12 protein-coding genes are annotated in these 12,340 nt (G+C 70.6%); 2 read left to right on the top strand and 10 right to left on the bottom strand.

Annotated elements, in window-relative coordinates; genetic code table 11:
• Positions 1-13: 13 nt before the first annotated feature.
• Positions 14-436: a hypothetical protein gene (locus ACIGHB_RS29985; RefSeq protein WP_399917380.1), complete on the bottom strand. Its 423-nt coding sequence runs from the start codon at positions 434-436 to the stop codon at positions 14-16.
• On the bottom strand, positions 433-1,215 hold the full coding sequence (locus ACIGHB_RS29980; RefSeq protein ID WP_399917378.1) for a hypothetical protein: 783 nt from the start codon (positions 1,213-1,215) through the stop codon (positions 433-435). Before ACIGHB_RS29980 ends, ACIGHB_RS29985 begins: the two co-directional genes overlap by 4 nt.
• A gap of 629 nt (positions 1,216-1,844) precedes the next feature.
• Here ACIGHB_RS29980 and ACIGHB_RS29975 point away from each other — a divergent pair.
• Positions 1,845-2,318 (top strand): hypothetical protein, encoded by a 474-nt coding sequence (locus ACIGHB_RS29975; RefSeq protein ID WP_399917376.1) that lies wholly within the window; start codon positions 1,845-1,847, stop codon positions 2,316-2,318.
• Between the two features lie 102 nt (positions 2,319-2,420).
• Positions 2,421-3,005, top strand: coding sequence for a S1 RNA-binding domain-containing protein (locus tag ACIGHB_RS29970; RefSeq protein WP_399917374.1), 585 nt, complete (start codon positions 2,421-2,423; stop codon positions 3,003-3,005).
• Positions 3,006-3,312: 307 nt separating this feature from the next.
• On the opposite strand, the gene ACIGHB_RS29965 is transcribed toward ACIGHB_RS29970, so the two are convergent.
• The 8 genes from ACIGHB_RS29965 to ACIGHB_RS29930 form a co-directional block, all read right to left on the bottom strand.
• Positions 3,313-4,164 (bottom strand): ParA family protein, encoded by an 852-nt coding sequence (locus tag ACIGHB_RS29965; protein ID WP_399917372.1) that lies wholly within the window; start codon positions 4,162-4,164, stop codon positions 3,313-3,315.
• 13 nt (positions 4,165-4,177) lie between these two features.
• Complete coding sequence (locus ACIGHB_RS29960) at positions 4,178-5,353, bottom strand: ParB/RepB/Spo0J family partition protein (RefSeq protein ID WP_399917371.1); 1,176 nt, start codon at positions 5,351-5,353, stop codon at positions 4,178-4,180.
• Between the two features lie 309 nt (positions 5,354-5,662).
• Positions 5,663-5,977: a hypothetical protein gene (locus tag ACIGHB_RS29955; protein ID WP_399917369.1), complete on the bottom strand. Its 315-nt coding sequence runs from the start codon at positions 5,975-5,977 to the stop codon at positions 5,663-5,665.
• A 722-nt stretch (positions 5,978-6,699) separates the two neighbouring features.
• Positions 6,700-6,930, bottom strand: a complete 231-nt coding sequence (locus ACIGHB_RS29950; RefSeq protein ID WP_399917367.1) for a pRL2-19 — start codon at positions 6,928-6,930, stop codon at positions 6,700-6,702.
• A gap of 85 nt (positions 6,931-7,015) precedes the next feature.
• Positions 7,016-8,806, bottom strand: coding sequence for a DUF2637 domain-containing protein (locus ACIGHB_RS29945; RefSeq protein ID WP_399917365.1), 1,791 nt, complete (start codon positions 8,804-8,806; stop codon positions 7,016-7,018).
• Between the two features lie 318 nt (positions 8,807-9,124).
• Positions 9,125-9,715, bottom strand: coding sequence for a hypothetical protein (locus ACIGHB_RS29940; RefSeq protein ID WP_399917363.1), 591 nt, complete (start codon positions 9,713-9,715; stop codon positions 9,125-9,127).
• Between the two features lie 11 nt (positions 9,716-9,726).
• A complete protein-coding gene (locus ACIGHB_RS29935) occupies positions 9,727-9,930 on the bottom strand; it encodes a hypothetical protein (RefSeq protein ID WP_399917361.1) in 204 nt (67 codons plus the stop codon).
• Between the two features lie 181 nt (positions 9,931-10,111).
• Positions 10,112-12,337 (bottom strand): FtsK/SpoIIIE domain-containing protein, encoded by a 2,226-nt coding sequence (locus ACIGHB_RS29930; protein ID WP_399917359.1) that lies wholly within the window; start codon positions 12,335-12,337, stop codon positions 10,112-10,114.
• Positions 12,338-12,340 lie beyond the last annotated feature (3 nt).

The raw sequence follows: 12,340 nt of genomic DNA, 5'->3' as shown, positions 1-12,340 counted from the left end.
GGCGCCTTCTGCGTCAGCGCCGGATGGGAGCGATGTAGCGGCGGACGCCGACCATCAGACCACCGGCCGCAGCGAGTCCGGCCAGGGCAGACCCGGCGCGAACGGCTGCTGCGAACGTACCCGTGAGGTCCTGCGCGAGGAGCTGTCCGACGGTGAAGCAGCCGGCCCAGAGCAGCAGCATGCCGCTGACGAGGATCACCAGGCGCGCACCGAGGGGCAGCCAGACCGGCCCAGCGGGCGGGCCAAGGCGTGTGGCGGCGTGGGCAAAGTGCTCGGCGAGCGCTTCTTCGTGGGTGGCGTGGCTCTGGGTACCGGTGTAGCCGCAGGAGCAGGTGGCCTTGTACCGGGCGGCGCCAGCGATGACAGAGGCGTCCTCGGCGATCACGAGGGCGGGCAGGTGCCGGCCGTCGTCGGGTGCGCTCCGGCCGAGCATCACCGCTCGTCTCCGGCCGGTGCGGCAGTGAGGGTCTGGCCGGCGAGGCGGGCGCGGTGCTCGTGGGCCTGGTCGAGGGCGTCGCGCAGGCGGGCGGCCTCTGCGTCCACGGCGTCCGCGTCGAGTCCGTACAGCTCGACCGGCGGGTGACCGGCGGTCAGGATCCGCTCCCGGTACAGCTGCTCCGACATCTCGGCGGGGAACCAGCCGGCCTTCGCGGCGGCGTGGGCGGCGGCGGACCACGCGGTGATCGCGGTCCGGGCGGCGTCGACCGCGACGACGTAGGCGTGGTGGGCGGCGTGCCAGGCGGTGGCCGTGCTCAGAGCCTCCCAGCGGACCTCCACCAGGTGCAGGGCGCGGTCCCGGTCGCGGCGGGCGGACTGCTCGGCGGCCTGCGTGGTGGCGAGGGTGTTGTAGGCGTACGCGGTGATGCGCGCGGCGAGGCGGGTTTCGAGCGCCTCGTTGGCGCCGGCGCCGCCGGGGTGCTCCTTCAGGTAGCGCTCCTGTGCCTCCTGGATGACCTGGTGGTCGTGATCGGCGTCGATGCCGGTCATGCCGTCGATGGTGACGAGCGTGGTCATGGGGGTTCCCTTCGGTCGGTCCTCGGGGTCAATGCCCCGGGACTTGAGGTCGGCGTAGACGGTGGTGCGGGTTGTGCGGGCGGCTTCGGCGAGCGCGGTAATGCGGGTCTCGCCGTCGCGCCAGGCTTCGGCGACCAGATCGGCGCGGCGGCCGGGGATCGACCACTGGCGCAGCGCCTCTATGGCGGTGGGCTTCTTCACACCCCCAGCATGATGTCCAGTCAGTAGACATGTACAGCCACTAGACATAGAGGGGCTGAAAGTGAGTGCAGGCGGCCGAGTTTCGCCCGGCGCACTCTCCGGCGCGCACCGAGGGGCAACCAGGCCGGCCCAGCGGGCGGCCCGAGGCACGTGTCGGCGTGGGCGATGCGCTCGGCGAGCGCTTCTTCGTGGGTGGCGTGGCTCTGAGTACCGGTGTGGCCGCAGGAACAGGCGGCCTTGCACCGGGCGGCGCCGGCGATGGCAGAGTGTCCTCGGCGATGACGAGGACAGGCAGGTGCCTGCCGCCGTCGGGTGCGACCCGTTCGAGCATCATCACTCGTCTCCGGCCGGGGTCGCGGTGAGGCTCTGCCCGGCGAAACGGGCGGGGTGCTCGTGGGCCTGGTCGAGGGCGTCGCGCAGGCGCGTGGTCTCGGCGTCCACATCAACGATGTACGGCTCAACCGGCGGTGACCGGCGGTCAGGATCCGCTCCCGGTACTCCGTGATGCGGTCGACCGGCCTGGACACCTCAATCCGGGACGTCGAGCCGAGCCTGGCGCCAGGCTGCTGCGGTGTCAGACCCCGCCGCTACCGTTCGCCCATTCACGATTCTCAGGGAGGGGTGGCCCAATGGGTGCCAGCGGATGGGACTACGTCACCAGGTACGACGGCGATGTCGAGGCGGCCTTGGCGACATTGCAGGCCAGGGTGTTCCAGGAGGAGTACGGCGATGATGCCCGATACCGAAGCCTGGAGGACCTCTACGAGGACGAGGAGTTTATGGGGACCGAGGGCACCCATACGATCCTCGACATCGACAGGGTTGTTGCCACGGATGACCCGCCGACGCGCTCCGGTATCGCCGACTACGGCACCCTGCGCCCTCTGGCTCTCAACCGTGTGATGTACCACTTCGGCACAGACCGCCCGTCGGTCGAGCAGTACGAGGAACTCGCCGCTGCCGCCAATAGGGCTGCGAGCCATGAGGAGCACGAGCAGAGCCTGCTCGGCGAGTGTCAGATGCGGTGGACCGGTTACTACGTCGTCCTCTACTCCGGCGACAGGCCGACTCACCTGGGAATCTTCGGATTCTCAGGAGACTAGGAGCTGTCCGGCCGATCATGGTTCCGGTTGCTGGAGCACGGCGGGGGCTTCAGGCTGTCGAGGTCATGGTCGGCCGGCGATGTCGTGTGCCAGGGTGACGGTATGGATTGGCAGTCTGAGAGCCCGGAACTCTGGGCGTTTCTGGAGTCCCTGCGCTGCGGCGACATCCTGTCCGGCACCGTTGCGGCGATCGAGCGATTCGGGGTTTTCGTGGCCCTGGACGACGGGCCTGCCCACCCGCTCTTCCCCGGTGTCGAGTTCATCGTCATCCCCGAACTGTCCTGGCAGCACATCAACGCTCCGACCGATGTCGTTCAGGTGGGCCAGCGGGTCTCGTGCGAGTTCCTCCAATTCGACACCTATAACGCGGAGGCCAGACTGTCCTTGAAAGCACTGGAGCCCGACCCCCTGCGGGCCTTTGCCGACCGCACGCCGGTGGGCCAGGAAATCCGCGGGACCGTGGAGAATACGGTTCCCATCGGCGTCTTCGTCGACCTCGGGGACGGGATCATCGGGCTGATTCCCTCCAAAGAGGTCTACGGTCTGCCCGCGGTGAGTCCGGTGGAAGACTCCGCAGCTGGAGAGGAGATCACCGTCATCGTCACGGAAGTCGAACTGCCGGCCCGCCGGGTCTTTCTTTCCAGACCGAAGGGCGCCCGGCGCGAGAGTGTCGTGCCGGTCACGTGACGGCCGGTATGCCCCAGCCGTTGAATGGAGCAAGGGGCGGGGTCAACAAGCGCGGTTACGTCTTCCTCGGCACCGCCACCGCGGCGGCCGTCGCGATTCGGCTCCGCACATGCTCGGCCGGACAGCTCCGAGTCAGCTCATCGATCGCGTCGAGGACAGCCTGAAGTAGCGGCTGACGTTCGGACCGGCAGGTACAGCACCCCCACTCCCCTGCCTAGGCTCTGGCGGTGTAGGAGCTGGAGGCGGAAGATGTGAGAGCCCGGACCGATGTCGGCCCGGGCCGGTTTCTTTACGGCGTAAAGACGCCTTACTTGTAGAGATTCATCGCCTTGCCGATGGCTACGTACGCTGCCGCGGCATCGGACTTGGGGTTGTAGAGAGTGATAGGCAAGGAGGCTGAGTACGCCTCGGGAACCTTGACGTCGTCTCGGACAGTGGGCGTCACGACGAGGTCGCCGTACGCCTCCCGGACCTGCAGCTCGATGTCGTGGTAGACCTTGCCTTGAGAGACGCCGGTGACCCCTTCGCCTATAACGATCCAGTCGAGTCCGTCGCGCATGCCGAGGAACCCGTACGACTGGTGCAGGTGAACAATCTTGTCTTCGAGAGCGGTCAGCCCACGAGCTTCCTTCTCCTGGCTCTTGGTGCACCCGACAACCTCTGTGCCGGCGATGAGGGCGTTCTGAGTACCCAGGTCCATGTTGCCAGGGCAGTCGAGCAGGATGATGTCGAAGCGTCCAGCCAACTGCTTGAGCTGCTGGGTGAGCCACATCTCCCGTGCTGTCACGCCCGCGAGTTTGAGGGTGAGGGCGTCGAGCTTGTCTGACTCCAGCACGAGCCAGAGACCCGGGAGGATCTCGCCAGTCTTACTGTGCCGGCCGGGAACGAGCGCTTCGTCCAGCGTGCAGAGGCCGTCGACAACGTCCATGAGGGTGGGCAGGTTCTCGTCTGCGTCCGGGTTGTCGTAGCCGAGGAGGCGGGATACGTCGCGCTGGCGATCCAAGCCGATGACGCAGACCGTCCGTCCGTGCGCAGCGGCCTGTTCGGCCAGGGCCGCGGCCAAGGTGCTCTTCCCGGATCCGGCGGAGCCGCTGGCGAGCGTGAGGATGCGGGTCTGCCGGTCGGCGGCGGGGGGTGGGGCGAGGTTCTCGGTATTCACGGGTTCTCCCCTCCTAGGCGGTCGGAGCGAGTTCGACGTCAGTGTTCCGGTAGTCGGTGTGCGTCTCCAGCCAGTCCACGTACGCGCCGGCGTGGGTGGCGTCGCTTCCGCTGGTACGGCTCATGTGGAGTTCACAGTGGGCGAGGGCAAGTGCAATGGCGGCCTGGTGCTGCCGTTCGGTCCCCTCGTCGCCTGCCAGGGTCGACAGGTTGAGGGCCGAAGAACCAGTGGCGGCCTCAGTGAGCCATTCCCCAGCCAGAGCGACGGCCTCGCCAGGGGCAGCCGGAGCCTGGGCGGCGATGAGGCAGAGTCTGGCCAGATCGCCGGCGCCCGCGCCGACCGCGTCACGGCAGGCTTCGCGCCTGGCCTTCGCCGCATCGTCCAGCGAAGGGCTGGCAGTGTCAGCCTTCTTTTGGGCGGGGACTTTGCTCTTCTCCTTCGGCGTTTCCTTCTTCGTGCCGTCCGCCTCGGAGTCGCGGTCCTCAGCGAGCTGACGCTCGGCTTCCCACGCCTTGAGCTGCTTCTCGCGGTCCTTGATCTTTCCGAGGCTTCGAGCGAGCTCGATGGTCATGCCCGGGACGCGGGATTCGAGCGCCTCCCGGACCTCAGGCTCCAAGTTGGCGAGTCGGCGTCGCTGAGAGACCCAGCCGGGCGACTTGCCCAGCTTCCGCGCTACAGCATCGTAGGTGCCGAGCGTCGCCTTGAGGTCCTCGATCGTTTCGAGCTCCTCGAAGGGCTTGAGCTCCTCGCGAGCGATGTTCTCGGTGGCCGCCGCCACGAGGATCTGCTCTCGCGTCACCAACTTGGCATTCACGTGGACAGGGAGGGTTTTCAGCTCCGCCTTGCGGGCGGCAGCCAGGCGCCGGTTACCGCCGATGACCACGTACCCCACATCCGGCAGATCCGCCGCATGCTCGGGGAAGGCGGCCTTGAAGGTGGCGATCGGGACGACGAGGCAGGGCTGCAACAGCCCGGTCCCCTCATAGGTCTCCGCTAGCCCTTCAACACCTTCGAGGCTTCGGCGGGCATTTCGAGGGTTAAGAACGAGGAGGTCGACAGGCACCTCCGGCGTCGCAGCAGCACTGCTGACGGCCGCCGATCCGCTCCCCGATCCCTGCTGGGCCCGCTGGGCCGCAAGCCGCTTCCGCCGCTCCGCCAAAGACAGCCCGTCGTTCTGCGCGCCAGCCATCCAAACTCCTAGGTCTTGCCGGTTCTCGGCCTGGAGCTTATCGATCCGTTCCGGCCAGCCAGGCACGCCCCGCTCTTTACGGCGTAAAGAGCGGTGTTCATGCGCAGCCTCCAGGAGAGTCGGCGTCTTTACGGCGTAAAGAATCAGGTGACCTCGTCCGCGGGTTCCAGCTCTTCCCTTGCTCGATCTCGTCGACCCTCCCAGGCCGTTCTCCGGCGCCGGCCGCAGCTGGGGAATCCGGGGGCTGTTCCAGACTTCTGGAACAGCCCCTGCTCGTCTCCCTCTCTGCCCTTCAGGGCGCCGCCCGTGTCAGGGGTGGTGATGCCCGGGGGTCGGCGGCGGGCTGTAGGGGGCCGGGGGCGGCGGCGCGGGCAGGAAGTACGCCGCGAGGCCCAGCCCGAGGCCGAGGGATACAGCGAAGGCGCCTGCCCCGGTCTCAACGGCATCTCGCATATCGGCGCCGAGGAGGCGCCAGAGGACACCAGCCCCCAGGCCGATGACGGTAGCGGCGAGAAACGCGATGACGACGGCCGCGCCTCGGGACAGCCTCGGCTGGGCCGGTCCGGCGAGGACCTGCACCGGGACGGGGGTGGTGCCGGAGTGGGGAGCGTGAAGCAGGTTCATGGGTTTCCTTCGTGAAGGGTGATGGGGTGCGCCGGTCGGCGCACGTCGGAGCAGGAGAACAGCCCATGCGGTTTGTGTCTCGCGCAGGGGCGGTGCGGGGGTAGCCGTATGCAGAGCGACCACCGGGTTGGACTCGGGTCCGGTGGCGAGGATCGTGCAGTACTGGCTCCCTAGCCGCGCAACAGCACTTCTGGCGGCGGGTGAGCGGCAGTCTGAAGTGTCGGGTCGAGCGTGCGGGGGCGGATGGTTAGCCCCGCAACTCCTGTCCATCCCTTTGAAGGGGGTGGGCAACCTGCGGATGCAGGTGCGGTGATGGGGGTGGTCGTGGTGGTCACTTCGGCCTCTGTCTCCAGGGAGCAGCCGGATGCTGACGCCGTGAGGGCAGCCGTGCCGGCCACCCCGGGTGATGTCGCGGGTGGCTGTACCGGGCGCTGCCGGGAGGCGCTCGGTGGATGGCTCGGCTGCCTGGGGCCTGGCTCTACACGGACATGTGCGAACGCGTCAGACACGCAAGTGACCTGTCCTCCCCATGTTCCGGCGGGGGGACAGCGTAGAAGTCTACGAGCGATCGTGTCGGAGCGTGCGAGACCACCGGGCTAGCTCTGCAACCCTGTCCCTGCCCCTCGTTCTGGCCCATTCCAAGATTTTGGAATGGACTCTCCCAGGGGTCCCGGAACGCGAAAAGGACGGCACCCGTAGCGGGTGCCGTCCTTCGGTCCGGGTCAGCGGTACTCGATGCCGGCGGTGTCGCCGGGCGGGCGGGGGACGACGGAGAGCCGTACCCGGCCGTCGCTGAGGGGGTCCAGCTGGACGGCGTGGAAGGCTCCGGCGGTGTCGCCGAGGGCGTCGGTGTCGAAGGCGCCGGCCGGAAGGTCCATGGATCCGCCGTGGTGCATCAGGACGGCAAGCAGCATGGCGTGGGACATCTCGGCGGGGTCAGGGAGGCGGGTCACGTGGGGCTCCTGTCTGAGACGGGCCCGGCCCGCCGCCGCAGGATGCGGTGACAGGCCGGGCGGGGCGGGCAGAGCGGGGGCCGGGTCAGCCGGTGTAGCCGCCGGCAATGAGGTCCATGGCGGCGTCGCGACGGCGGCCGGCCACGGAGGTGCTGACGCCCAGCACCTCCTCGATCTGCCCCAGGGAGACGCGGAGCTTGTCGATCTGCGCGGGGCGCTCCTCGTCGGGGAGGGCGTAGTGGGCGGCGAGGATCATGCGGGCAACCTTCCGGTCGGCGCGCTCACCGATTCCCATGCGGGCGACATCCTCGGCCTCCACCGCGGCCTGCTCCCGGAGTGCGGCCTCCTCGCGGAGCCGGGCGGCCTCGGCAAGGTTCTCGGCGGTCTCCTTCTCCAGGCGGGCGCGCTCTGCCTCGCGGGCCAGGCGCTCCCCCTCCCAGTGATCGGCTTCCCTCTGCGCCTCGGCGGCTTCCCTCTGCGCTCGGCGGTCGGCTGCGGCGGCTTCCTCCCGCGCGGCCGCGGCCTTCTTCTCCTCCTCGGCGGCACGCGCCTCGGCGGCGTTCTTCTCGGCCAGGGCGCGGGCGGTGGCGGCCTCGGCCGCGGCCTGCCGGGCCGTCTTCTCCGCGGCTTCCTCCCGCGCGGCTTCGTCTTCCCGCCGCTTGAGTTCGCGCTCCCCCTGGCGGGCATCGTGTTCCGCCTGGGCCCGTGCGGCCTCCGCGGCGAGGGCCGCGGTCTGGGCCGCCGTCTCGGCTTCAACGCGCGCGACGGCTTCGGCGGTCTTGGCGCCGGCCTCGGCCGCGACGGTCTCCGCCTTGATGCCGAAGGTGGCCTGGGTGACCTTGGCGGCGATTCGCTGTTCGCGGATCGCGGCGTCCGCGTCGTGCTCCTTGGCGTCCAGTTCGCGGTCCCGCTTCGCGGCCTCGGCGGCGGCCTTGCGGGTGGCCTCGGCGGCGGCGCGCTGGTCGGCGGCTTCCTGCTGGAGTCGGGGCTGGTCCAGGGCCTCCTCGACGGACATGCCGTACTCGATCATGCCGAAGGGCAGCAGGGCGGCGGCGCCGGCTTCCTTCTTCCAGCTCTTGCCGTAGGTGTGCCGGAGCCATGCCCTGTACACGTCCAGCTCCCGGTCGAGCTCCACCATCCGCTTGTAGCTGGGGATGCCGCGCAGTCGCATCCGGCGGTAGGTCACCCACGCCGACCAGGGCGAGAGAAGCCAGCGGTGGAGCGGGACCTGGTCGGTCTCGGTGCGGTGGGTGAGCTGCTGGAGGCGGATGACGAGGTGCCTGGCCGTCTCGACCGCGGCCACGAAGAGCAGCGGCAGGATGGCGTGCATCCCTGCGGCGAGCGGGTCGTCGACGATCGATCCCTTGGGCGCGGCGGCGTTGAAGAGGATCGTGGCAGCGGTGAGGACGTGGGCGATCAGACGGGGCAGCGCCTTGGGCATCCGTAGCCAGACCAGGAGGAGGTCCAGCCCGTACATGCCGACGATTCCGGCATCGACGCCGATCGGGAAGAACTTCGCGAACCAGCCGAAGCCCCTGCCCTCGGCGAGGGTGCGGAGGGCTTCGTACGAGCCGGTGAAGCCGATCGCCGCGACGACGACGGCCGCCACGATAGAGACGCGGATGACCCATCGCATGGCACGCTGCGACATCCGCCAGGGCGGTTCCGCAGGCGCGGCGGGAACCGTCTTGCCGTCGGGGGGAGCCGTCCCGGTGGCTGGGGGAGCGGCTGCGCGGGCGGAGGGCACGGCGGCGGTGGGCCGGTGTGCGGCAGCGGGCTGAGCGGTCGTCATGACGTCCTGCATGGAGGCAGTCTCCCCCGGATGGGTGGCGGTGGGGGCACCGGCCCCGGCCGTGAGGGGAGCGGGGTCGGGCACGGAGGGAACGGTACGCGGTGCGACGGGACCGGGGCGCGCGGCGGGGGAGTCGCCCTGGCCGGGGCTGGGTCTGGCGGGCGCGGGGTAGGTTTCGAGGTACGTCACGGGGCCTCTTCCGTGGTCGTGAGGCGGGGCCGGGAGGGCGAACTCCCGGCCCCGTCGCTGTTCGTCAGGTGCGGGCAGGCTGCGGGGGCATCGAGGGGGAGCCGGGCGGGCACCGGCTGGAGCGCCCGGCGCCGCAGGTTCCGGCACAGGTGCACGCGCCGAGACCGGCGGCCCTGCCGGGGACCGGGGGCGCAGGCCGGAACGAGGTCACGGTCACCGCTCCTTCGTGACGTTGCGGGCGAACAGGCCGCGGGCCGTCGTGGCCGTGGTCGAGGTGTTCGTCTGGGCGACCGGCCCCGAGTAGGTGTGGTGGTGGGTCACGGGGGCGGCCTGAACGGCGGCCTGGCCCGCGCTGCGGACCAGGCGGGCGAGGGCGGCGACGACGGCGACGGGTGCTCCGACGGCGAGGGCGAGGGTGACGGGGCTTACCCCGGCAAGGGCCCACAGGGCGAACCCGGTTCCCCCTCCGGCCATCAGGACTCCCGCGCCGCCCGCGAGCATGACCACGGACACGTCGGTGGCGCGCGGGGACATCGGGGGCCGGCCGGGCTGGGCGACGGGGAGGGCGTCACCGACGGACGGGACCGGGGAGTCGTCGCGGAAGTACGCCAGCGCCGGAGCCGGCGACTGTGCGCCGGTTCCCCCGGTGGCCTCGGGCCCCTTCCCGAGGGGTGCGGAGGGCGCGGGGGCCGTACCGGCGTCGAGGGCCTCCTCGACGGCGGCGATCAGGTCGGCGGCGACATCGGACGGTGCGGGGGCCGAAGGCGCCCCGGCGGGCTCGTTGTTCGATTTCATCGGGTTCATCGGGTCCTCCTTCACGGGCGGGCGGGGCGGTGGGTGGTCCATCCGGTGGCGGTGCGGCGCAGGTCGAATCCGGGTCCGGCGATCCGGCCGGCGGCGGGCAGCACGGGCCCGATGTTGAGGGCCTCGATCTGGGTCAGGAGGAGGCCGACCTGGGCGGCGAGGGCGGCGGCCTGCTGCTCCTTGCGGCGCAGCTCCTCGGGGCGTCCGGTGTACATGAGGGTCCTTACGTTGAGTGATCGTCAGGGAGGTTGTCAGGGGCCGCCCGTGACAGTCACTGAGGCAGTGTCATGGGCTTCACCAGCGAAAATCTGTGACTCTTCTTTAGGCCCCCCGGCCGTCCGACAGTCAGGAGTCAGAGCGGCCTCTGACTGTCGGACGGTGACGGTGAGTAGGGCTCTACGCGGGCTGGAGCGGGGAGTGCAGGATGACGTAGGAGCCGTGGCCGTCGCGCTGGAGGATGCCGTCCTCGGTCAGGCGCTTCAGTTCGCCCTGGAGCCACGGGCGCTTGCGGCCGGCCGCGACGGTGGCCGGGCCGAGGTCGGCCGGCGAGAACTCCAGCCGCCCTCGGCGCACCCAGCCGTCGAGCTCCGCGCAGATGATGTGCCGGGCCTCCTCCGTGCTGACGGGCTCGGTCTGTTCGAATTCCATGCCGGTGTCGTCGTCGGTGGCCGGGACGTCGTCGTCCAGGCCGAGGTGCGCGTAGGGGGCGTCCGGCTCGGGGTCGGCGGGAATCGCGCCCAGCACCTCCTCGTAGGCGCCTTCGATCTCCATCTGTGCGGCCTCGGGCAGGTCGTCCATCTCGTCGTCCTCGTCGTCCTCGAACGGGTGGGGGGAGCCCGGCGCGGGCGCGGGGGGAGCGGTGGCCCGGGCGGGGGGAACCGTGGCGGGGGCGGGGGGAGCGGCCCAGTCGGCGGGGTCGGGGGCGGGGGAGCCGAAGTCGGCGCCGATGGAGGCGAGCCACTGCATGGCCCGCTCGGCCGTCTCGGCGGCGTCCGGGGTGGTGCGGTTGGTGCCGCGGTGGGCGCGCTGGGCGTAGGTCTGGCCGAGCGCGGCCGCCGTCGTCTCGTCCAGCGGGTCGCGGTAGGGGGAAGCGGCGTCGACCAGGGCGGCGAGGAGGGAGCGGTTGGTGAGGGAGGAGCGGGCTTCGGTCGTCCACCGCTCCTGGGGGATGCCCATGCCGGTGGCGTAGCCGTAGCCGGGCCGGTCCGATCCCCAGTCGGGCACCGCGCCGGCTTCCACGACCCGGTCCGGGAGGCAGAACCCGGCGTCGCCGGCGTCGTCCACCCCCATGCAGATGGCGCCCTGCAGATTGGCGCGGACGTCGGTGGAGAGGTTGGTCCAGGTCGCGCGCTGGAGGCTGATGCCGAGCCAGATGCCGACCGACCGGGCGGCCCGCGCGATGCGGTCCAGCTCGTCGAATTCCGCGATGTCGGCGGCTTCCTCGGCCCACAGCACGACCGCGTTGAGGGACGATTCGGGGGTCCACTGGTCCAGGCCCTCTGAAGCCAGGACGTCACCGCGTGCCTTGATCGCGGCGGGCAGGCACTTCAGCAGCCGCTTGGCCTCCTTCGGGTCCTGCACGAGGTAGTCGATGCCCCGGGAGATGTGCCCCACGGTCTGCTCGCCCTTGGACAGGTCGATCAGGAAGATCGACATTTTCCGGCGGGTGGCGAGGTGCGTCAGGAGCGTGCGCAGCAGCTCGCTCTTGCCGGCGCCGGTCACGCCCATCACGAGGACGTGCTGGAGGATCCGCGCGGAGAACGGGTCGATCCACCACTGCTCGCCGTCGGCGTAGCGACCCAGGACGATCGGGTGGGTGGGCATCAGGCCAAGCGCGTCGGGCATCTGGAACGGGACGCCGGCCTTGAGGAGGTCGGCGACGCGCACGCTGATCGTGCCGCGGGAGGCGTTCTCGGGGTCGGGGGTGACGATCACCCCGGACGGCGGGACCTGGAGGGCGGCGGCGACGGCCGGGGCCGTGGACTGCACCGCCGCGATCGTGCCGCCCGGCGCCACCTCCAGTTCCGCCTTCACCGTCCCCTTGCCGGTGCCCTCGGCGTTCTTGACGCTGACCTTCTCCCACGAGATCGCCTGCGCGAGCTTGGCGAGCGTTCCGCCCTCGTTGACGGTCTCCTCCGGGTCCGCGCCCGGCGAGTTCGCCATGAGTTGGCGCGCGTTCCAGCTCGCGGCGAGGAAGGCGCCGCCGATGAGCCACAGGTCCATGACCGGCGACCCGAACGGGCCGGCGGCGGTCGCGCAGGTCAGCCAGCCCATCGCGGCGGCGGTCGTCGCGGTGGCCTGCGCCCGGCGGGTCTTGCGGAACTTGGTGCTGCCGCCGCTGCTCTTCCAGACGACGGTGGAGAGGGCCGCGCCGCCGATTGCGATCGACGCCGACGCCAGACCCGCCGTCAGCGGCGTGTCCCCCCACATGGAGTTCGTCGCCCACCCGGTGAGCGGCGGCAGTACCCCGGCCGCGATCCACGGCGGCGTGTACGGGATCGTCTTCGAGAGGGCGTGGGAGCCGATGGCCCTCAGCGCGCTCTTGCCCGCGGCGGCCAGCTCGGATCCGGCGGCCGGGGCCGCCGCCGCGTCAGCGGCGGCGGACTCGGACTTCTTCCCCATGGC

It is taken from the genome of Streptomyces sp. NPDC085460 (assembly GCF_044541975.1).
Taxonomy (GTDB): Bacteria; Actinomycetota; Actinomycetes; order Streptomycetales; family Streptomycetaceae; genus Streptomyces.
The sequence above is the reverse complement of the archived record's forward strand: the minus strand, read 5'-3'. Positions and strand labels throughout refer to the sequence as shown.